At 29.6% G+C, this 21,701-nt stretch carries 18 protein-coding genes; 6 read left to right on the plus strand and 12 right to left on the minus strand.

Features of this window, described 5'->3' with window-relative positions; all coding sequences use genetic code 11:
• The first annotated feature begins 137 nt into the window (after window positions 1-137).
• The 3 genes from lpdA to H0I29_RS17795 all read left to right on the plus strand — a co-directional run bounded on the left by lpdA (window position 138) and on the right by H0I29_RS17795 (window position 2,491).
• Window positions 138-1,526: a dihydrolipoyl dehydrogenase gene (lpdA, locus tag H0I29_RS17785; protein ID WP_218730849.1), complete on the plus strand. Its 1,389-nt coding sequence runs from the start codon at window positions 138-140 to the stop codon at window positions 1,524-1,526.
• Window positions 1,527-1,699: 173 nt separating this feature from the next.
• Window positions 1,700-2,074, plus strand: coding sequence for a LysM peptidoglycan-binding domain-containing protein (locus H0I29_RS17790; RefSeq protein ID WP_218753815.1), 375 nt, complete (start codon window positions 1,700-1,702; stop codon window positions 2,072-2,074).
• A gap of 138 nt (window positions 2,075-2,212) precedes the next feature.
• A complete protein-coding gene (locus H0I29_RS17795; RefSeq protein WP_218753817.1) occupies window positions 2,213-2,491 on the plus strand; it encodes a hypothetical protein in 279 nt (92 codons plus the stop codon).
• Window positions 2,492-2,501: 10 nt separating this feature from the next.
• On the opposite strand, the gene H0I29_RS17800 is transcribed toward H0I29_RS17795, so the two are convergent.
• Window positions 2,502-3,986 (minus strand): hypothetical protein, encoded by a 1,485-nt coding sequence (locus tag H0I29_RS17800; RefSeq protein WP_218753819.1) that lies wholly within the window; start codon window positions 3,984-3,986, stop codon window positions 2,502-2,504.
• A 149-nt stretch (window positions 3,987-4,135) separates the two neighbouring features.
• On the opposite strand from H0I29_RS17800, the gene H0I29_RS17805 reads away from it, so the two are divergent.
• Window positions 4,136-4,738: a hypothetical protein gene (locus tag H0I29_RS17805; protein WP_218753821.1), complete on the plus strand. Its 603-nt coding sequence runs from the start codon at window positions 4,136-4,138 to the stop codon at window positions 4,736-4,738.
• 288 nt (window positions 4,739-5,026) lie between these two features.
• Here the strand turns inward: H0I29_RS17805 and rlmF are convergent, their stop codons facing one another.
• Window positions 5,027-5,881 (minus strand): 23S rRNA (adenine(1618)-N(6))-methyltransferase RlmF, encoded by an 855-nt coding sequence (gene rlmF / locus H0I29_RS17810; RefSeq protein WP_218753823.1) that lies wholly within the window; start codon window positions 5,879-5,881, stop codon window positions 5,027-5,029.
• A gap of 186 nt (window positions 5,882-6,067) precedes the next feature.
• Window positions 6,068-7,660 carry a bacillithiol biosynthesis cysteine-adding enzyme BshC gene (gene bshC, locus H0I29_RS17815; protein WP_218753825.1) on the minus strand — a complete coding sequence of 531 codons (1,593 nt, stop codon included), beginning with the start codon at window positions 7,658-7,660 and terminating at the stop codon, window positions 6,068-6,070.
• Between the two features lie 199 nt (window positions 7,661-7,859).
• Between bshC and H0I29_RS17820 the strand changes: the two genes are divergently transcribed.
• Complete coding sequence (locus tag H0I29_RS17820; RefSeq protein ID WP_218753827.1) at window positions 7,860-10,337, plus strand: M14 family metallopeptidase; 2,478 nt, start codon at window positions 7,860-7,862, stop codon at window positions 10,335-10,337.
• A gap of 85 nt (window positions 10,338-10,422) precedes the next feature.
• Here the strand turns inward: H0I29_RS17820 and H0I29_RS17825 are convergent, their stop codons facing one another.
• The 4 genes from H0I29_RS17825 to H0I29_RS17840 all read right to left on the minus strand — a co-directional run bounded on the left by H0I29_RS17825 (window position 10,423) and on the right by H0I29_RS17840 (window position 14,214).
• Window positions 10,423-11,148 (minus strand): diphthine--ammonia ligase, encoded by a 726-nt coding sequence (locus H0I29_RS17825; RefSeq protein ID WP_218753829.1) that lies wholly within the window; start codon window positions 11,146-11,148, stop codon window positions 10,423-10,425.
• Window positions 11,149-11,198: 50 nt separating this feature from the next.
• Window positions 11,199-12,551: a 30S ribosomal protein S12 methylthiotransferase RimO gene (gene rimO, locus H0I29_RS17830; RefSeq protein WP_218753831.1), complete on the minus strand. Its 1,353-nt coding sequence runs from the start codon at window positions 12,549-12,551 to the stop codon at window positions 11,199-11,201.
• A gap of 165 nt (window positions 12,552-12,716) precedes the next feature.
• On the minus strand, window positions 12,717-13,532 hold the full coding sequence (locus H0I29_RS17835; RefSeq protein WP_218753833.1) for a 1-acyl-sn-glycerol-3-phosphate acyltransferase: 816 nt from the start codon (window positions 13,530-13,532) through the stop codon (window positions 12,717-12,719).
• A 55-nt stretch (window positions 13,533-13,587) separates the two neighbouring features.
• Complete coding sequence (locus H0I29_RS17840) at window positions 13,588-14,214, minus strand: CoA pyrophosphatase (RefSeq protein ID WP_218753835.1); 627 nt, start codon at window positions 14,212-14,214, stop codon at window positions 13,588-13,590.
• A gap of 93 nt (window positions 14,215-14,307) precedes the next feature.
• Here H0I29_RS17840 and H0I29_RS17845 point away from each other — a divergent pair, with 93 nt between their 5' ends.
• Entirely contained in the window at window positions 14,308-14,577 is a 270-nt protein-coding gene (locus tag H0I29_RS17845) for a hypothetical protein (RefSeq protein WP_218753837.1), read from the plus strand.
• Here H0I29_RS17845 and H0I29_RS17850 read toward each other — a convergent pair.
• From H0I29_RS17850 to cysS, 5 genes are all read right to left on the minus strand, one after another.
• Complete coding sequence (locus tag H0I29_RS17850; RefSeq protein ID WP_218730862.1) at window positions 14,574-14,885, minus strand: DUF6787 family protein; 312 nt, start codon at window positions 14,883-14,885, stop codon at window positions 14,574-14,576. The genes H0I29_RS17845 and H0I29_RS17850 overlap by 4 nt on opposite strands.
• Window positions 14,886-14,925: 40 nt before the next feature.
• Complete coding sequence (locus H0I29_RS17855; protein ID WP_218753839.1) at window positions 14,926-18,690, minus strand: T9SS type A sorting domain-containing protein; 3,765 nt, start codon at window positions 18,688-18,690, stop codon at window positions 14,926-14,928.
• A 66-nt stretch (window positions 18,691-18,756) separates the two neighbouring features.
• Window positions 18,757-19,614 (minus strand): prolipoprotein diacylglyceryl transferase, encoded by an 858-nt coding sequence (gene lgt / locus H0I29_RS17860; protein WP_218753841.1) that lies wholly within the window; start codon window positions 19,612-19,614, stop codon window positions 18,757-18,759.
• A 98-nt stretch (window positions 19,615-19,712) separates the two neighbouring features.
• A complete protein-coding gene (gene yidD, locus H0I29_RS17865; RefSeq protein ID WP_218730865.1) occupies window positions 19,713-19,946 on the minus strand; it encodes a membrane protein insertion efficiency factor YidD in 234 nt (77 codons plus the stop codon).
• Window positions 19,947-20,056: 110 nt separating this feature from the next.
• Window positions 20,057-21,535 carry a cysteine--tRNA ligase gene (gene cysS / locus H0I29_RS17870; protein ID WP_218753843.1) on the minus strand — a complete coding sequence of 493 codons (1,479 nt, stop codon included), beginning with the start codon at window positions 21,533-21,535 and terminating at the stop codon, window positions 20,057-20,059.
• Between the last annotated feature and the right edge of the window lie 166 nt (window positions 21,536-21,701).

Raw genomic sequence — 21,701 nt, forward strand, 5'->3', positions numbered from 1 at the left:
GGGATTGAAGTGGCATCCTTTTGCTTTTTTAGCAAAAGATACAACGGAAAGCCTGTTAAAACGCCCAACTTCTGGATACGATTTAAAAAAATCACTAGAAGTAACATAGATAAAAATAAAAAGTTAAATATACAATTATGAAATACGACATCATTATTATTGGAAGTGGACCTGGAGGTTATGTTACAGGTATTAGAGCTTCTCAATTAGGCTTTAAAGTTGCCATTGTAGAGAAAGAAAGCTTAGGTGGAATTTGCCTAAACTGGGGATGTATACCTACAAAAGCATTGTTAAAATCTGCACAGGTTTATGATTATTTAAAGCATGTTGACCAATATGGTTTAAAAGCAGAAGCTATTGATAAAGATTTTGATGCTGTAATTAAAAGAAGTCGTGGTGTTGCTGAAGGAATGAGCAAAGGTGTTGCTTTTTTAATGAAGAAAAACAAAATTGATATTATTAACGGTTTTGGTAAAATTAAAACTGGTAAAAAAGTAGATGTTACTGCCGAGGATGGAACAGTAACTGAATATAGTGCAGACAATATTATTATTGCTACAGGTGCACGTTCTAGAGAATTACCTAATTTACCTCAAGATGGTAAAAAAGTAATTGGTTATAGACAAGCAATGAGTTTACCTACGCAACCAAAATCTATGATTGTTGTAGGTTCTGGAGCAATTGGTGTTGAGTTTGCTCACTTTTATAACTCTATGGGAACTGATGTTACTATTGTAGAATTTATGCCTAATGTAGTACCAGTTGAAGATATTGATGTTTCTAAACAATTTGAAAAATCAATTAAAAAAGCAGGTATTAAAGTAATGACAAATTCTTCTGTAGAATCTGTTGATACTTCTGGTGAAGGTGTTGTTGCTACTGTAAAAACTAAAAAAGGAGAGGAAACTTTAACGGCTGATATCTTATTATCTGCAGTTGGAATTAAATCTAACATTGAAAACATTGGTTTAGAAGATGTTGGAATTATTGTTGACAGAGATAAAATCTTAGTAAACGATTTTTATCAAACTAACATACCTGGTTATTATGCTATTGGTGATGTGGTTCCTGGACAAGCTTTAGCACACGTTGCTTCTGCAGAAGGAATTACTTGTGTTGAGAAATTAGCTGGTTTACATACAGAGCCAATCGATTACGGAAACGTTCCTGGTTGTACGTATGCTACTCCAGAAATTGCATCTGTTGGTATGACTGAAGCTAAAGCTAAAGAAGCGGGTTACGATTTAAAAGTTGGTAAATTTCCATTTTCTGCATCTGGTAAAGCAACTGCATCTGGAGCTACAGAAGGTTTTGTAAAAGTAATTTTTGATGCAAAATACGGAGAATGGTTAGGATGCCATATGATTGGTGCTGGTGTTACAGATATGATTGCTGAAGCAGTTTTAGGACGTAAATTAGAAACTACTGGTCATGAAGTTTTAAAAACAATTCACCCTCACCCAACCATGAGTGAAGCAGTTATGGAAGCTGTTGCTGACGCTTATGATGAAGTGATTCATTTATAAAATATAGATTATTAGATTTGTAGCACATTAGAAATACGAATCTGACAGAAAAAAGTAATATTATTTACGATAGTTTAATTCTAACGATAAAAACAGTACTTTTATCGAAAACCGAAGCTTCTTGCTTCGGTTTTTTTGTATCTTTAAAGTATTAACGATAACTAAAAAATAAAATGAAAACAAAATATCAAAGTGTATTAGATTTAGGAGAACAATTAGCAATTGAAAACGGTGATGTAAAAGAAGAAAATGGTGTTTTACACTTAACAGGTACTGCAAAAAACCAATATGAAAAAAACCTTCTTTGGGATAAAATAAAAGAAGTAGGTGGTGATAGCCCTACAGATATACAAGCAAATATTGAAGTTGCTGATACTTCTATTTTTGCATCTCATACTGTAAAAAGTGGAGATACTTTAAGTAAAATATCTAAAAAATATTACGGAAAGTCTGGAAAATACAATGTTATTTTTGAAGCTAACACAAATATTTTAACGAATCCTGATGCCATTCAAATAGGACAAGAATTAGTGATTCCTAATATCTAGGCATAAACGGATCATCATATTTAAACCGAAGCAAGTTGCTTCGGTTTTTTTGTTTTTATTGATTGATAAAAAAACAGTATTAAAAAACAAACTAAATTTCTTTGGTTTTATATATCTTTGAGATTATAAAAACAAAAAATGAGTTCTAAAAAATCTGCAAAATCTAAGAAAAACAACTTTATAGAGTATTGGGAAGCAAAGAGAAATAATAGAGTTAAATACGCACTGCTACAAAGTCTTTATTTTGCAATTCCTTTTGGTATTGTTTTTCAATTACTAGAAAGTGTACAAGGTTTTTTAACCCTGCAATTCGTTTCTAAAGTACTTACTATTTTTTGCGTTTATTTCCTTCTTTCTTATTATGTTTCTTTTACTATTTATGAGAAAAAATATAAAAAGTTAAAAAAACAATCATAGATTTAAGCTGTTAAATCAAAGAGTTTTGTAGTCCTTTTTCAACATTTATCCAGAAAAAATTCCAGAAAGATTTTGTGGTATCTCTTTCTACATTTTCAGTTTCTACCTTTACAATTCCGTTTTTAGAAGAATCTTTTATAAATAGATTTGCCAACCAACTTAGCACTTTATTTTTGGTTTTGTCTTTGTCTAAAACTTTAATGTTAAAGTTTTTAAAATCTAAATTTAACTTCCCATTAGAGGCAAAATCATTTCCTTCAAAATCAAAATACATTTTATCTATATAACCATCCATTTTCACATTCATGGTAGGTAATAAAAAAGAACTCATGTTTTTTGAATTCACATCAAACAAACTTCCTGTTATTCTAAAATTATCATTTTTATTATTAATATCAAATGTCCACTCAATATCCAACGGACAATGTTTCATAAAATTAGATTGAATCTTTGCAGTTGTTAACTTAGTAGCTTTATCACTACTATTATTTATATTACTTATTTGCGCCTGTAACTTGTCGAAAATTAGAATACCTGGTTTGTTGTTTTCAATTATATATTCTTCATAAACAATTTTAGAATTTTTAATATCTACATTTTTTACATCAATATTAAAAGGTAAATTTCTAAGACTTTTACTATACAAATCCTTCCTTATATTTGGGTGCTCTAAAACAGTTCCGTCTAAATATAAATTAAAAAAAACTTCATCAAATAAAATATGGTTTACACTGACGTGAAATTTTTCTTTTTCTACTATTTTTATATCAGAAATAACAACTTTTTCACTAAATAAAGTCATTAATTCTTTTTCTTGAGAAACATGATAGATATATTCTTCTCTCGACTTTAACGGCCTAATTTCTAAACTGTCTAAAGATAAATTGTCTTTTTCAAAATTTAATTTAGAAAATTTAACTTTCTGAACTTTAGAATACTGAGTTTCAAAATTACTCATTGAGATCTCTATATCATCATATAAAAAAGGAATCGTTTTATTTTGAGTATCATCCAACTCAAAACCATTCATTTCAACAGAAATGTTTTGTACAATTAAAGGATAGTTATCATTCTTAATGATATCAATTTCTATATTCTCAAACTGAATATTGTCTATTTTTAAATCTAAAGGAGCTTTTTGGGATGTACTAGTACTCTCTCCTTTTTTAGTTTTTTTACTTATTAGCTTCCCTGTAATTTTAGAATTCAGCACTTTTAAATTCCTAACAGAAATTGATTTGTTTTTTACATATTGATAATAAGAAACATCTTCAATTTCTAATTTTTCTGTTGTAAATTGAAGACTATCTTTTACACTTGCTACATTCTTTAAAGTAATATTACCAAGTAATAAATTTACTGATACAGCATCATAACTTAATTGTTGTGTTTTTAAATAAGCATCTACTTTTTTTGTAACCCGATACTCCACAATTTTATAAATAGATAAAATAGATACGACTAGTAAAAATATTTTAAACGTTTTTTTATTCATGTGAGTTTGCTTTAAAACAAATTTAACATACTAATCTATTTTTTCTTACTCCAATGCACAAAAGAATGAACTCATACCATTCAATTTAATAAAAAAAGAAGAGTTGACTCAGTTTAGAATCTTATTTTTGTCACAAAAGAAATAATACATTGATTACTAATAAAAAACTATTCTTAAAAGAAACGCTAAAAGCATTATTAAAATTAATAATTGCAGGAATTCTTATTGGTGTTTTAAAAGAATATGACGCTATAATAGCAGGTATTTTAGTTCTAAAAATTATACATAACGTTTACAAGGAAATTATTCTGCCAAAAAAAAACAAGAACTGGTTATTATTAATAGGCATGCTATTAACTGGTTTTGGTGGTATTATTGGTGAAACTTGGGGCGTTGCAAATGGTTATTGGGAATATCATGAAGTTACAAGAGAATTGCCTTTATGGCTGCCTTTTGCTTGGATGCTAGCTTTTCATTATTTGTATAAACTAGAACGTACTTTAATTCCTTTATTAAAAGAGAAAACTCAAAAAAACAAGGTTTTTCTGGCCATTTTACTGGCTTTAATTCTTCCTGCTTTTGGAGAAGTGATTACTATTTATTTAGGTGTTTGGACCTATTATTGGCCATATCAACTTTTTGGAGTGCCTTTATATGCCTTTATCTGTTTAGTTTTTGTACACATGTTGGTTTATACTCTTTTACATTTTATTTGTAAAAAGTATAAAATTAATGATGTGGTTTTTAACTAAATCTTTTTTGTCATTTCTAAATGAGCTAAATCTCATAAAAAATTACAACACCAATATTATTAAATCTTACAAAAAACACTTCAATCCATCATGAGATTCTTCTTCGTTCCTTCCTCATTCGGAATGACAAACTGTATTCCGGTTCCCAATAACAAACCGAATATCATTTAGAAATTAGATTTTTTAGCAAGTGAGAAATCTCATAAAAAAAGGTTCAATCAATTTATAAATTGATTGAACCTTTTTTAAAAATATATTTTTCCTCTGAAAAAATTAAAGAACCTTTAATTAAAACCTCCAAGCAACAATTCTGGTTACTTTATTTCCTTGGTGCATCGGAATAATTTTGAATTCAACAGCCCCTAATTTTGCAGAAGACTTTTCTAAACTCTTTACGTTTTCTTTCTTAGAAACTAAACTAGTAAACCATTTACTACTTTTAGGAAACAAAGAACTTTCATATAAATAATTATGTAAAAAAGCTTTTTCACCACCTACGTACCAAAGTTCATTGTTATTTCCGGCAAAGTTTCTAACAGCGTTATTACCTAAGTTTCTAGATTTTCTTCCATTAGCTCCTTGTGCTTCTTCTGCCGATTTGTAAAAAGGCGGATTACACATTGTTGCAGAAAATGAATCGGTATCTTTTAAAACTCCTTTTAAAATTTGCTCCTCATTTAATTGCTGACGTAATTCTATTTTATTTGTAAAATTATTATCATCCATAATATCTTGGGCAGTATCTAAAGAATCTAAATCGATATCTGTAGCAACAAAACTCCAATCATATTCTGCAATTCCTAATAATGGATAAATACCTGTAGCACCTGTACCGATATCTAAAATTTTAATATCTTTTTCTTCTGATAACAAATCTGCTAAGTGATGAATGTAATCTAAACGACCAGGTATTGGTGGACATAAATTTTTATCGCCAAAATTCCAAGTAGAAATTTTATCTAAAGAAAATAATAAAGCTTTATTCAATTCTTTTACTGCATCAGGGTTCGAAAAATCTATGGTAACAGTGTCAAATTGATTTTTAGCAACATATTGCTTTAATGCTGGGTTTATGGTACTTAATTCATCAAAGTTATAGCCTTTGTTGAATTTATTTTTTGGGTGTAATCCTTTGTCTTTCATTCTATTTGATGTAATTATTGTGTAAATAATTTACACAAATTTCACTGATTATAACAGCTTGTCAAAAGTAGGCTATATAAGCTGAATTTATAATGTAAGTTTTAAAAATTAAAAAAAAATTATGAGATTTCGCAATTGCTAAAAAAAACTCGGTGAAGCTCTGTAGCTTCTCTCATTCTCCTAATATTACAACTCTAAAATTGTAAACTCTAATTGCAATGGTTTTAATGCCATTTTTAATGCTTTTGTAAATGACGAACCATACTCTAAATAATATTCAGAAAAATTACGCTGACGTTCTTCTAAACTATGATTTGGTAAAATTTCATTTTGTAATAATATAATTCTTTCTACTAAATCTTTTTGTCTTTTTTTCTCTGCTTTTAACAAACGCTTTTGTAAATTTTGTAAACCTTTAATTTGCTTTCTTTCTTGCGCATTTACAGCATTTACAAAAGAAATATCTGTTTGTTTAGCTACTTCTTTGAGTTCTATAAATTGCTTTTCTAAAAACTGAATCTTTTCATCAAAGTTTACTTTTATATCAGAGTTTTCTTTCACTTTTTCAGATAATAAATCATGTTGATTTAAAAAAAGTTCTTCTAAAGAAATATTTAATTTCTCTAATTTTTTTGCTTGTTTTTCTGATACTACTTGTACCGAATTACGCAATAGTAAAATAGGAAATGGAATGGCTACTGCTTCAAAATAATCTTTTAATTCTAACCAATACGCCATCTCTCCTCCTCCGCCTAAATAACAAAGATTTGGTAAAATTACCTCTTGGTATAAAGGTCTCATAATTACGTTTGGCGAAAATGATTTCGGATTTTCATCTACTTCCTTTAAGATTTCAGCCTTAGAAAAAGTAATATCCGTATTGTTTACTTTGTAAACTCCTCCTTCTAAAATAATACGTTCTCTAAAATCATCACCCAAATAAAATAAATTAATTTCTCTTGGGTTTACTTGAATTTTATAATTCTTTTCTAAATCTGTAATTGTTTTAGAAACGGCTTTAAATGAAGTTTCATTTTCTAGTTCGTCTTTTACAATTGGGGTAAACGATTGTTTTAGACTAGTGTCATCTCCATCTATAATTATCAAACCATAATCGCTAAATAATTCGTTTGCAATATAACGAGTTGCATCCGCTAAGTTATTATGTTTTAAATATCCATCAGAAAATAACTCTTTTAGAAATTCAGCATTTTTAGAATGCCCTAAGTGTTCCGAAAAAACGTCAAAAACAGCAGCTAATCCTTCAGTAGAAAATCGTCCAACTGCTCCACCATCTTTTCGGTTCCAAAGCACTTTTTTTCCATCAAAATTAAAATAATTAATCTCTTCAAAATCATGATCTTCTGTCGCCATCCAATAAATGGGAACAAAATTTTGTTCAGGAAATTTTTCTGATAACTTTTCACACAAATTAATTGTTGAAAGAATTTTATATAAGAAATATAAAGGTCCTGTAAACAAATTTAATTGATGACCTGTAGCTACAGTAAATGTATTTTGCAACTTTAAGCTCTCTATATTTTCTTCCGTTTTTTTTGAAACATTAAATCCTTGATATTGATTTTTTAAAGCATCAACCAACACCAATCTAGATTGCAATCTAAATGATTTTTGCTTCTCCTCTATCTGACTATGAAAACCAGAAATATCAGGAAAATTATTATAAAATGGTTGTATAGACTCTTTCTTTTCTAAATAATCTAGCATTATCTTAGAAAAAAATCCTGTTTTTTGAAATGGTATCTGTGTTACTTTCATCTTAAATAACACTTTTTTGGCAACAATCAGATTCTGAAGTAGAATTCATTTAGTTTGATTAATTTTTGATAAAAATACGAATAATTTTTCCTTTGTCGTAAGAGCCAATCCAATCTAACAAAGTTTTAACAAGATAAAGAATCAATCTTCTGAAAAACAAAAAAATATATTCTTACTTTTGGTTTCCAAACTCTTATTTATGAAATTTAAAATCTTTTTTAGTATTGCTTTCTTAACTATAGGAAGCCTTTTTTCACAAACAGTACAATCTCCTTCCGAATTTTTAGGCTATGAAATTGGTTCTCGTTTTACCAGACATCATAAAGTTGTAGACTATTTTAAATACGTTAGCAATACTTTAACTAATGTAAAATTAGAAAAATACGGAGAAACCAACGAGCACAGACCGTTGTATTTAAGCTATATTTCTTCTCAAGAAAATATAGATGATTTAGAAAATATTAGAAAATCAAATCTATCTCAAACAGGTATTATTGATGGCAATTCGGTTAATAAAAAAGCCATTGTTTGGTTAAGTTACAATGTACATGGTAATGAAGCTTCTAGTACAGAATCCTCTATGTTAACAATTTACGAATTGGTAACCAATAAAAAAGACTGGTTAAAAAACACCGTTATCATCATGGACCCTTGTGTAAACCCTGATGGAAGAGATCGTTATGTAAATTGGTACAACCAAGTAAAAAGTACACCTTTTGATGTTGATCAAGATGCCAAAGAACATCATGAACCTTGGCCAGGAGGAAGACCAAATCATTATTTATTTGATTTAAATAGAGATTGGGCTTGGGCAACTCAAGTAGAATCTCAGCAAAGAATAAAAATGTATAACAAATGGATGCCACATGTTCATGTAGATTTCCATGAACAAGGTATTAATAGTCCTTATTATTTTGCTCCTGCAGCAGCTCCTTTTCACGAAGTTATTACAGAATGGCAAACTGAGTTTCAAACACAAGTAGGTAAAAATCACGCTAGTTATTTTGATAAAGAAGGTTGGTTATATTTTACAAAAGAAAGTTTCGATTTGTTATACCCAAGTTACGGAGACACATATCCTATTTATATGGGAGCAATTGGTATGACGTATGAACAAGCGGGTCACGGACGTGCTGGTTTAGGAATAGACACAAATGAAGGTGAAGTTTTAACTTTAAAAGCTAGAGCAACTCACCACATGACAACCGGTTTATCTACTGTAGAAATTTCATCAAAAAATGCAGAAAAATTAAATACCGAGTTTAAAAAATTCTTTAAAAACAATAATTCTGATTACAAAAGTTTTGTTTTAAAGAATGATAATGATGATAAAACAGATCGTTTAAAAAGCTTATTAGATAAACACGAAATTAAATACGAATTTGCAAACAGCGGATCTGTAAAAGGTTATAATTACAGTACTCAAAAAGAAGAAAAATTTACAACTTCTAAAGGAGATTTAATAATTCATACAGATCAACCAAAAGGAACAATGGTTCAGGTTTTATTTGAACCTAAGGCAAAATTAGTAGATTCTTTAACGTATGATATTACTGCTTGGTCTTTACCATATGCTTACGGTTTTAATGCTGTTGCTTCTAAAACAAAAGTTAGTTCTACGACTAATACAACTGCACAAAGTATTACAAATTCTATTGATAAAAACGCTTACGCTTACATTGCTAAGTGGAATAGTATTGAAGACGCTACTTTTTTAGCTGCTATATTAAAAGAAAATATGACTCCTCGTTTTGCTGAAAAGTCATTTTCTTTAGAAGGAAATTCTTACGAAAAAGGAACTTTAGTTATTCTAAGAAACGATAATAGAATGGCTAATTTTGATGATAAATTACTTGAAATAGCTAATAATAACAACAGAAAAATTCAAGCAGTTTCTACCGGTTTTGTAGACACTGGTTTAGATTTTGGTTCTGCTAGTGTAAAACCAATTAAAAAACAAAGAGTTGCTTTACTTTCTGGTGATGGAACTTCTTCTTTAAGTTTCGGAGAAGTTTGGTACTTTTTTGAACAAGAATTAAAATACCCTTTAACTGTAATAAACTCAGATTATTTTAGCAGAACAGATTTTTCTAATTACGATGTTATTATACTTCCTGATGGTCGTTACGGAAGTGTATTAAATCAAAACACTTTAGATAAATTATCAACTTTTACACGTTCTGGAGGAACTTTAATTACAATTGGTGGAGCTTTAAATAGTTTTGCTGATAAAAAAGGATTTTCATTGAAACGAAAAAAATCTAAAGAAGAAACTACAGAAAGTAATTTAACACCATATGCAAATCAAGAAAGAAAAAGTATAGGGAATTTAATTACAGGTGCAATTTTTAAGAGTAAAGTTGATGCTACACACCCTTTAGCTTTTGGTTATACTGAAGAATATTTTTCTTTAAAATTAAGTGGATCAACTTTTAACTATTTAGAGAATGGTGGAAATGTTGCTTATTTTGAAAAAGGAACCAAAAATATTTCTGGTTATGCAGGAAGTAAAGCTGTTAAAAATGTACCAGAATCTTTATTATTTGGTGAAGAAAAAATGGGTAGCGGAAGTATTATTTATATGGTAGACAATCCTTTATTTAGATCTTTCTGGGACAACGGAAAGCTTTTTGTTGCTAATGCTGTTTTCTTATTAAATTCTGATAATTTAAAATAAGTTACTTGTTAGGTTGAACGCAGTAGAAACCTATTTAAATAATCATATAGTTCTCTACTTCGCTCGAACAGATAATAGTAAAATTCTAACTCAAATCACAATACCAAAAACTCGTATCGTGATTTGAGTTTTCTTTTTTAGGTTGATGACAGTTATCGTCATCATTATCATGCAATGTGTAAGAACGTAACACTTTCTCTCCTATAGAGAACTCAATCGGATTTTTAAAGATAGGTCCATCGAAAACAAAAGTGTGAAACTCTCCATTTTCTCCGCAAACATCTACATTTTCTGGTAAGTCTTTTATAAATTGCTCATCGATAACTCTACCCACAAACTCCTCGCCTAGTAATTTTGCATTTACACAAACTGTAATTGCCTTAAAACCTAAAGCTAAAAATTCTTGCAAGACTTCTTTGGTGTCTTTTTTCCAAAGCGGATACACTCCTGTAATATCTACCTCAGCTAATTTATTATCTCTGTATGTTTTTAAATCTTCAAGAAAAATATCACCAAAAATAGTATGAGAATATTTTTTTTCTACTAAAGAATCCATGGCTTCTTTCATGATTTCTGCATACATATCCATCGTTACATCCGCAGGAAATTCTATCGTTTTTAAATCGATTCCTATAGATGCTGTTTGTTTTAATAATAAATCATTTCTAAGACCATGCATAGAAACTCTATTAAAATCTTTATTAATTGTAGTTACTAATAAATCTAAATTGTACGTAGGATCTTGTAGAATTTTATAAAGTGCCAACGCAGAATCTTTACCTGAACTCCAATTAAAATACGTTTTTTTCATAAGAACAATTTGCATAAAAAAATCCTACATAAAGTAGGATTTTTGATTCTTTATTTTCTTTTTTGATTTAAAGAAATTGTTTTTTCAACTTTAGTTACTGGTGTTCCGTATAAATCGTAATCTCCAGCTTCATGAATTTTAATATCTATAAATTCACCAATTTTAATATAATGTTCTTTTGCATCTACAATAACATCATTATCTACATCTGGCGAATCAGACTCTGTTCTTCCATAGAAAAACTCTCCGTCTTTTCTATCAAACAAACATCTAAATGTTTTTCCTATTTTTTCTTGATTCAATTCCCAAGAAATTTGAGATTGAATTTCCATAATTTCATTTACTCTTCTAAACTTAACATCTGCAGGTACATCATCTTCTAAAACATACGCTCCAGTGTTTTCTTCATGAGAATATTCAAAAGCGCCCATACGTTCAAAACGCATTTCTTCAATCCAATCTTTTAACTCTTGAAACATTTCTTCTGTTTCTCCAGGATATCCAACAATTAACGTAGTTCTGATGGCCATTTCTGGTACTTTTTCTCTAAATTTATGAATTAAAGCCGTAGTTTTTTCATGAGTTGTACCACGTTTCATAGACTTTAACAACTCTGTATTAATGTGTTGTAAAGGAATATCTAAGTAGTTACACACTTTAGGCTCGCGTTTCATTACCTCTAAAACATCCATTGGGAAACCTGTAGGAAAAGCATAATGCATTCTAATCCATTCAATTCCATCTACTTTAGCCAAAGCTTCTAACAACTGAGCTAAAGATCGTTTTTTATAAATATCTAATCCGTAATATGTTAAATCTTGCGCGATTAACATTACTTCTTTAATTCCTTTTGCTGCTAATTTTGTTGCTTCTGTAACAATATCTTCAATTGGTGTAGAAACGTGTTTTCCTCTCATTAAAGGAATTGCACAAAACGAACAAGGTCTATCACAACCTTCTGCAATTTTTAAATATGCATAATGTTTAGGAGTTGTTGTTAAACGTTCTCCTATTAATTCGTGTTTATAATCTGCTTCTAAAGCTTGTAAAAGATTCGGTAAATCGTGCGTACCAAAATATTGATCTACATTTTTAATTTCTGCTTCTAAATCTGGCTTATAACGTTCACTTAAACAACCAGAAACAAAAACTTTATCAATTTCACCAGCTTCTTTTCTTTTGGCATAATGCAAAATAGTATCAATAGACTCCTCTTTTGCTTTACCTATAAATCCACAAGTATTGATTACGACAATATTTCCATCATCATTTTCATCTTCATGAACAACCTCTTTTCCATTGGCTTTTAATTGCCCCATTAATACTTCTGAATCGTAAATATTCTTAGAACAACCTAAAGTAACAACGTTAATCTTATTTTTTTTGATGGTTTTTGTACGCATATCATTTTTTTCTGACTGCAAATATACAGCTTAATTAGGGTTTATCTATATAGTTTTTATATGGTTATTAATTACGATTTTTTAATACCAAAAATCTTGTTTTTTCCCATAAAAAAACCTCGAAAAATTCGAGGTTTAATACTTATTATTTTCTGATTAGAATTGTTAACTCCAAAATTCTCTTTTCTTATTCAATTCTTCTTCTTCTTCAGTCAATGCCTCTAACTCTTTAACAGACAAAACCTTTAAAAAAGATTTGTGTTGTTCTATAGCAAACTCAATTTTAGTTACTATATCTGCTACACTTTCATTTTCATAATCTATATCTAATGGTTCTTTAATAACCATAGACTGCAATACATTACGTTTTTTAATACTCAAGCCTTTTTTATCAAAAGACCTTCTAAATCCATCAATTACAATAGGCACTACAACTGGTTTGTAGGTTTTAATAATATGAGCTGTACCTCTTCTAATTGGTCTAAAAGGGGTTGTTGTACCTTGCGGAAATGTAATTACCCAACCATCTTTAATTGCTTTTCCTATATTAGAAATATCAGAATTTTTAACTTGTCTTTTTACATCTTTACCATCACTTCTCCATGTTCTTTCTATAGACACAGAGCCCATATAAGCAAATATTTTAGGCAATATACCAGATCTCATTGTTTCTCCTGCCGCAACAAAATATACATTTAACTTCGGTTTCCAGATATAACCTATATTCTTTATAGAATCGTCTCTACCACTTAAAGAAGCATTAAAAACATGATACATAGCAGCTACATCTGCAAAATAAGTTTGATGGTTTGAAATAAATAAAACTCCAGAATCTGGTAAGTTTTTAAGATTTTCTGAACCTTCTATGTTTAGACTATTGAATTTACGATATCTACCGTGAGATACAATTCCGAAAATTCTTATAAGCCATTTTTTTAGGACTAAAATATGGCCAAATGGATTCCTTTTAAATAAAGGCATTCTATATTCGTTTTTTAGTTAGTTTAACAAACTTACAAAACAATTAAGAAAGATGCTATTTAAAGAGTTCTTTAATTTCAGAAAGCATCATAGCTGTTGCTCCCCAAACAATATAACCATCTAATTTAAAGCAAGGTACTTCTACATCCACCATATAAGAAGTGTTCATTTTTATAGCCGTAAAATTTGTTTCACTTAACAAATCTCTTAATAAAACTTCAATTGTTTGCTCAACTTCATAATTTAGATTAAAATTTGGTTGTTGATTCGCATATCCTAAAAAAGGTGTTGCTAAAAAATTACTTGGAGGAATATAAACATCTGTTAATTCTCTAATTATTTCAATAGATGCCTCAGTTACACCAACTTCTTCAAATGTTTCTCTTAAGGCTGTTTTTTCAAGATTTTCATCTTCAATATCCTTCTTTCCCCCAGGAAAACTTATTTGCGCAGAATGTATGCCCTTATAACTTGCCCTTTGTGTTAGCAAAAAACAAGTTTCATTTTTTAAATTTGGATAAAACAAAGCCAATACTGCTGCCTTTCTTGGATTATTTGCAGTAATTTTATCGGCATCGTACTTTAATCTAATTTTTGGAGCTAATTTAAATTGTGCATTTAAACCTCCTAACTCAGTTGTTTTAAGTTGAGATATTTTATTTTTGAAATCATTAAAATTCACTTATAAAAATTTTATTTTAACAAAATTATTCATTTCTATTTTAAACAAACTGTATTTGGCAAGAATTTTGAAAGACCTTATTAAAATACAACTATGACTAAAAAATACAAAAAACTAATTTTAAGCATTGTACTAGATCTTATTGGTATCATTCCAATACCTTTTCTAGATGTTCTATGGGCACCATTATCTAGTTATTTAATGACTAAAATGTACAAAGGGAAACAAGGAAAAATTGCTGCTGTAATTAGTTTTATTGAAGAAGCTCTCCCTTTTTTAGATATTATACCAACATTTACAATAATTTGGTTTTACAGCCATGTAATTAAAAAGGAAGAAGTAGAAGAAATTATAACGCTTTAATCTTCTTTTTTAAATAAAAAACCGAGCCCTAATCTAGTTAAAAACTTTTTTTCAAAAGCCCAAAAGAATTTAAATTGCCCAAAAAACCAACCTACAATTGGAAGTGTAGCTTGGTAAATAGGAAAAATTAATAAAATTCTTAAAGGCCAAAATACCCAAGGATTTGTTGTTTCTTGAGACAGCCCAATGTAACTAGTTATAGGTTTAGCTACCCAAGTAGCAAAAGAACCGTTTATAGAAAACACTAAAATAATTGCAACAATAGACCAATTATTTTTTACTCCCCAACGTTGTTTTAATTTCTCCATATTTTTGCGAAATTACAACTAGGAAACCAATTAAGGAAATTTAGTAGACACTAATTTTTTTACTAAAACTACCATTGGAATTTCTTACTCTAATGATGTAAATTCCTTTTTTTAAATTAGTGGTATTCATTTTTATTTCAGACTGTTTTAAAGTGTTCTTTTTAGAAACAACATTTTGTCCTAATAAATTATATATTTTAACTTCATCTAAAATTTCTTTTGATGAAATAATAAGGTCTTTATCCTGTTTTTTAACAGTAAATTTATTTGTTGCATTAATTTCTAAACCAAGGGTTGTTTTATTAAAAGTTATAAAAAAACGATTATCATAAACACCTACATCAAGGTTTACTATTGCATTCTTCGAAGTAATATCGAAATAATCTTGAGTTACACTATCATATAAATAAACATCAGAATCTATATCTGTCATGTCATCTATTTTAAAAGTAACATCTCTATTTAAATTGGTTTGCACTTTTAAAGGTATTACTAAAGATTTATTAAAATCTTCTATACCTGTAATAGCATATGGTAAATTTTTTCCTTCTATTTCTAAAGCCATATCCGTAGATTTATAATCCCACATTTCTGCTTCATACCCATCTTCATACTCAGCCGTAAGTCCTCTAAATCCTATACTTACTTGTCTGTGATACGTTTGGTCTGTTAACAAAAATTCAAAACCTATTCTTAAAATAGGGAAAGATATTTTCTTAGCAACATCTTTATTTTTATGAAATACTTCTGTTGCAGCCCCAGAAACATCAAAAACTCTTTGTGCGTTATTAAAACTGACAGTACCTCCAGATGCTGATGCCTCTACAAAGAAACCTTGACCTATATCTATATTCTGATTTGGAGTCTTCGTCCCTATTCCTCCAATACCAGATGCTGGAGCTCCTATACCTGAGGTTCTCGTTGCATAACCTCCTAAATACTCTCCTCTTACATGAGATGTATCATCACCAGACTCATAAAAATAAAGAGTTCCAACAATAACACCAGAATTATCGGTTATAAAAGTATCTGCATTTATTGGTGTTGGATACGGATTTCCTAAAACGCTCCATGTACCAGATCCGTAAGCTGCTATTTCACTCGTGTAATCTCCATCATTTGGTCTACCTACAAATGTATAATTTTGACCTGTTGCATTTCCTGTACTTTTTTTAGTAAAACCTTCTACAGGATTTAATAACGTTGTAGACTCATCTATCTGCCTTGTCCAATCATTATTATTTACAAACTTAGCCAACCATCTTCTACTTAATGTTATAGGAGAAGTACTATTATCTCCATTATAATTATCTGTAAAAGTAATGTCTAAAGGAGTACCCGTTGCTGCTAATGGAGTTGTACCGTCCTTTAAAACTCCTTTTATATTGTATGTTTCTCCGTCTGTTGTTAATGGTGATGACCAATAACTTGTTTGATAAACGTTAGATAAATTTCCTTGTACATCTTTATAAAGATTTCCAGAACCTGAAGCATTTTTAACACCTGTATGTGTTTGATTTAATTGAGAAGTTCCCAATAAACGGATATCTCCTATTAATTCTAAAGAGTTAGAAACGTTTAACTCTAAACCTGTTGTTACCGATAAAGTATTTCCAGATTCCACATTTAAACAAAAACAATCTACATCTTCATTTAAAGTTACATCAGATTGAATGCGAATTCCTTTTGTTACATCTGCTACTGTTGGCTGTCCACTAGCTCCGCTTCCTCCAGACCAAGTTCCATTATAAATAATATCATTATAACAACTTATAAAATTGACACCAACAAAACCTGAAAATGCTACTGCATTAGTAACTGTTGCTGCACTAGATGACGTAAAAGCTGCATCTGTAAAATTAAAAACTAAATCTGCAACATCATCTGTATCTAAATGAGATTTTGCTACTCCTATAAAAGAAAGTGTTGCCACGGTATCTCCATCAGACAAGGTAAAAACAGGTGTTAGTCCTTCTGGTAAATTGGTAATTGTAAATTCTGTAGTTTCATCTAGTAAATTATCTCCGTCTATATCTGCAAAAGTATCTCCACTAATAGTTACAACTAAAGGATTAGAAGCACTTATTGTTCCGTTATTTGTTACTGCTACTTCTGGTAAAAAACCTTTTGTTAGATTAAATTCATTAATATTATCGTTCTGTAAACCAACTAGATACATTTTAGAACCTGTATTATTAAAGGTAATGCCTGTGGGTCTATTTTCTATTGAAGATATTAAATATTCATTTGTTAAAATTGGTGTCCTGCTAATTAAATCGAATGGCGTTATTAAAGTATATTCAAAAACTTTTTTAAATTCATCACCTGTAATAAAAAACTTTGTACCATCATTATTAAAAGCTAAACCTGTTGGCTCATTATCATCTACATTAACAGAAAAACTACCTATAGCACCAGAAGCAATACCAGATAAATCGTAATTAGTAGAAAGGGCATATATGATTACTCTATCTGTAGTGTTTCCTAAAACAAATAACAAACTACCATCATTATTAAAAGTAAAACTAGATGGATTTGAATCATCTGAATTTACATCATAACTCCCTAAATGAGTAACTGTAGAAGATAAATCAAAAGGTGTAGAAACAGCATACTCTTCTACATCATCAGATTGTGAGCCAATAATATAAAACCGATCTCCAATATTATTAAATTGTATACCTCTAATAAATGTTTCTTGACTACTAATGGATAAAGCATCTTCAAAAGTTATTGTTGAAATATCATACGGAGTAGATAAGGAAAACTGTGACACTGAATCTAAAATATCTCCTGCAACATACATCTTAGTACCATCAGCATTAAACAATACATCATGTGTTGTTTTTTCTATTATTTCTATTTTATAGCTATCTAAATAAGTTACAGTAGATGTAAAATCGAAATTAGTAGATAATGTATATTCATCTACATCTATTCCATCTGTTCCAATAATGTAAAACTTAGAACCTATATCATTAAAAATCACTTCTTGGGGTTCTTTTTCATGGGTTTGAATGGAAAAATTAGAAGAGTAACTAGCTAGTGATAAATTAAATTCACTCCCTGACGGAAAAGTGTAAGTATTTATGTCATCACCTGTCATACCAATAACATATAGTTCACTTCCATCATTATTAAAAGCAAGTCCTCTTGGATTTCTTTCTTGACTAGAAACATCTAAATCTACAACACCCGTTGAACTTGCTGAAGAAACATCATAAACAGTAGTTAAATTAAATGCGTAAACTTTATCGGTATCTCTTTCTAATACATACAGTTTAGAACCGTCATTATTAAAAGTAATACCATGAGGTCTTGTTCCTGAAAGACCGTTGTAAGCAAATATAGCTGCAGAAATATCAAAAGTATCATTAATTATAGCAGAAGAAACATCCCAATTTATAGGTAAATCAAACTCTGTAATATCAGCATCGTCTTCTCCTGTAATGTACATTTTAGAGCCAGATGCATTAAAAGTTATATCTTCTGGATTATTATCTACACTCGATTCTATAAAGTAGTTTTTATCTAAATGAGACATTGTAGATAAATCATAAGGAGTGGTTAAGTTAAATTGACTAATAAAATTTGAACTAGAACCAACCACATAAAATTTTGTTCCTCCATCTCCAAATGCCATACCATTAGGAGTTGTTTCATAAGAAATAATACCATTTGTAGCTCCTACAAAATCGACTTCTGTAATATCAAAATAATTAGGGCCACTATATTTTAAACTTTGGGCATTAATAGTTATTTGCAGTAATACAAATAGAAAAAATAAAGGGGATGTAAATTTCATAGTTGAGTTAATTCTATTAGGAATTGAAAAAACTGAACAATAAACTTACAAAAAAATACTTATTATTTAGATATGAAACTTTTTTTTCTTCCTTAACATTAACCATAAACCAATTAAAACTAGCGGTATACTTAAAACCTGACCTGTATTTAAAGAGTTTAAAATCCAATCTTCTCTACCATCTACTTGTGCTTCTTTTAAGAACTCTATAAAGAATCTTAAAGACCAAAGTACTACCATAAAAAGACCGAAAAGATAACCTGTTTGTTCTTTTTTATCTGTTTTCCAAAATAAATGCCACATCACAAAAAACAATGCTAAATAACTAAATGCTTCATATAACTGTGTTGGATGCCTTGGTACCGTTTCTCCTGCTGCTTTAAAAATTACTCCAAAGCTAGAACCTGTTTCTTTTCCATAAATTTCTGAATTGAAAAAGTTTCCAAAACGGATAAAGAAACCTGCTAAAGCAACCATAATGGCTAATCTATCTAAAATAAATAACCAAGGTTTTTGTAAGTGTTTCTTTGCATAAAAATACATCGCGATAGGAATTCCAATTGCGGCTCCATGACTTGCAAAACCAGTAAAACCAGTAAATTTCCAACCTTTTATAATTCCTAATAAAGAATCGTTTGCACTTTCTTTAATAGGTAAAAATATCTCTAATAAGTGGTTTTGATAATAAGACCAACTATAAAAAAATACATCTCCCAAACGCATACCAACAAGCATAGAAACAAAGACATACATAAATAATACATCTAATTTTTCTTGAGGAATTTTATCTTCAACATAAATTTTCTTCATTAGTCTTAAACCTAATAAGAATGCCGCTACAAACATTAGACTGTACCAACGTACGATAAAAAAACCTAAATCTATTCCTATTGAAGGATCCCATGTAATTGCTAAAAAGCTCATATATTTCTTATTCTATGTTGGTCGATCGCAGTCGAAACCTCATTATAAAATCTACTATTATAAAAATATCTCGACTGCGCTCGAGATGATAATTTAATTTATTCTTTTTTATCCGGAACAGGATCATAACCGCTTCCTCCCCAAGGATGACAACTAAATATTCTCTTTAACGCTAACCATCCACCAGAAAACAAACCATGTTTTTGCAATGCCTCAATGGTGTAATGTGAACACGTTGGGCTGTATCTACAAGTAGCTGGTGTAAATGGTGAAATTGCTACTTGATAAAAACGAACTAGCAATATAAATGGAAAAGATAATATTTTTTTCAATGATTAAAATTTAAGAATTAAATGAATAAATCTTGATGATGAGATTTCTCTATCGTTTCTCTTTCGAAATGACAATTACACTCAAAAACTTGAAATTTATAATTACCTTTTTAATTTATTAAAAAAGTGGTACCTTCTTTTCCGTCTTTTAATTGAATTCCTAATGCAATTAGTTCATCTCTAATTTGATCTGACAAGGCCCAATCTTTATTTTCTCTGGCTTCTTTTCTTAATTTAATCAACAATTCTACAACACCGTTTATTTTTTCTGAATTGTCTTGAGAATTTTCATTCATCAACCCTAAAACATCAAAAACAAATGCATTTACTGTAGTTTTAAATTCGGCTAAATCTTCTGCTTTTAAACTTGCTTTATGTTCTTTTATTTGATTGATAACTTTTACAGCTTCAAACAATTGTGGAATTAACATTGGTGTATTAAAATCGTCATTCATGGCAGCATAACATGCTTTTTTCCATTCTTGAACATTAAAAGTAGATGTTTTTCCTGCTTCAATCTTGTCTAAGAAATTAACAGCTTCCATCAATTTAGAATGTCCTTTTTCTGACGCTTCTAATGCATCTCCAGAAAAATCTAAAATACTTCTGTAATTGGCTTGCATGTTAAAAAAACGAACTACACTTGCAGAAAATGGTTTTGGTAAAATAGTATTTTCTCCTGTTAAAATTTCATTAGGTAAAATAAAATTCCCAGTAGATTTAGCCATTCTCTGTCCATTTAAAGAAAGCATATTTGTGTGCATCCAATAATTTACAGGCGTAACACCACTACATGTTTTAGATTGTGCAATTTCACATTCGTGATGCGGGAATTTTAAATCCATTCCACCACCATGAATATCAAAACTTTCGCCTAAATACTTTGTGCTCATTACGGAACATTCTAAATGCCATCCTGGAAAACCATCGCTCCAAGGAGAAGGCCAACGCATAATATGTTTTTCATCTGCTTTTTTCCAAAGTGCAAAATCTTGTGGATTTTTCTTATCAGATTGACCGTCTAAAGTTCTTGTATTATTTAATAAATCTTCGACTTTTCTACCAGAAAGAATTCCGTAATTTTCTTTTTTGTTATACTCATGTACATCAAAATAGACAGAACCATTTACCTCATATGCAAAACCTTTTTCTATGATTTCTTTAATCATTTCTATCTGCTCAACAATATGTCCTGTTGCAGTAGGTTCTATACTTGGTGGTAGAAAATTATAGTTTTTTAAAACATCATGAAAATCTACAGTATAGCGCTGTACAACCTCCATCGGTTCAATTTGTTCTAAACGTGCTTTTACAGCAATCTTATCTTCGCCTTCATCCGCATCGTTTTCTAAATGGCCTGCATCGGTTATATTACGCACATAACGCACCTTGTAGCCTAAATGCAATAAATATCTATACACAACATCAAAGAACATAAAGGTTCTAACATTTCCTAAATGTGCGTTGCTATAAACGGTTGGACCACAAACGTACATACCCACGTATCCGTCTGTTATAGATTTAAAATTCTCTTTTTTCTTTGTTAAAGAGTTGTATACTTTCAGTTGATTTTCTTTGTACAGTTCCATTAAATAAGTGACTAATTACAGCGGATAAAGATAGACACTTTAAAAAGAATAACGAAATGGATTTTGTTAGAAGTTTACTAACTTTTAAAGTTGGTTAAAATAAATATGAAAGTTATTCCTTTACTAAGATAAAGTTCTTTAAAAATTATAATTAAATTTACACTTT

Origin of the sequence: Polaribacter sp. R2A056_3_33, assembly GCF_019278485.1 — a bacterium.
Lineage (GTDB): Bacteria > Bacteroidota > Bacteroidia > Flavobacteriales > Flavobacteriaceae > Polaribacter.

Coding starts and splice junctions, on each gene's coding strand:
- H0I29_RS17850 (WP_218730862.1), bottom strand. CDS start 14,885: ATGGAGAAATTAAAACAACGTTGGGGAGTAAAAAATAATTGGTCTATT.
- lgt (WP_218753841.1), bottom strand. CDS start 19,614: ATGAGCTTTTTAGCAATTACATGGGATCCTTCAATAGGAATAGATTTA.
- H0I29_RS17820 (WP_218753827.1), top strand. CDS start 7,860: ATGAAATTTAAAATCTTTTTTAGTATTGCTTTCTTAACTATAGGAAGC.
- H0I29_RS17855 (WP_218753839.1), bottom strand. CDS start 18,690: ATGAAATTTACATCCCCTTTATTTTTTCTATTTGTATTACTGCAAATA.
- bshC (WP_218753825.1), bottom strand. CDS start 7,660: ATGAAAGTAACACAGATACCATTTCAAAAAACAGGATTTTTTTCTAAG.
- rimO (WP_218753831.1), bottom strand. CDS start 12,551: ATGCGTACAAAAACCATCAAAAAAAATAAGATTAACGTTGTTACTTTA.
- rlmF (WP_218753823.1), bottom strand. CDS start 5,881: ATGAAAGACAAAGGATTACACCCAAAAAATAAATTCAACAAAGGCTAT.
- H0I29_RS17790 (WP_218753815.1), top strand. CDS start 1,700: ATGAAAACAAAATATCAAAGTGTATTAGATTTAGGAGAACAATTAGCA.
- cysS (WP_218753843.1), bottom strand. CDS start 21,535: ATGGAACTGTACAAAGAAAATCAACTGAAAGTATACAACTCTTTAACA.
- H0I29_RS17800 (WP_218753819.1), bottom strand. CDS start 3,986: ATGAATAAAAAAACGTTTAAAATATTTTTACTAGTCGTATCTATTTTA.
- H0I29_RS17795 (WP_218753817.1), top strand. CDS start 2,213: ATGAGTTCTAAAAAATCTGCAAAATCTAAGAAAAACAACTTTATAGAG.
- lpdA (WP_218730849.1), top strand. CDS start 138: ATGAAATACGACATCATTATTATTGGAAGTGGACCTGGAGGTTATGTT.
- H0I29_RS17845 (WP_218753837.1), top strand. CDS start 14,308: ATGACTAAAAAATACAAAAAACTAATTTTAAGCATTGTACTAGATCTT.
- H0I29_RS17835 (WP_218753833.1), bottom strand. CDS start 13,532: ATGCCTTTATTTAAAAGGAATCCATTTGGCCATATTTTAGTCCTAAAA.
- H0I29_RS17825 (WP_218753829.1), bottom strand. CDS start 11,148: ATGAAAAAAACGTATTTTAATTGGAGTTCAGGTAAAGATTCTGCGTTG.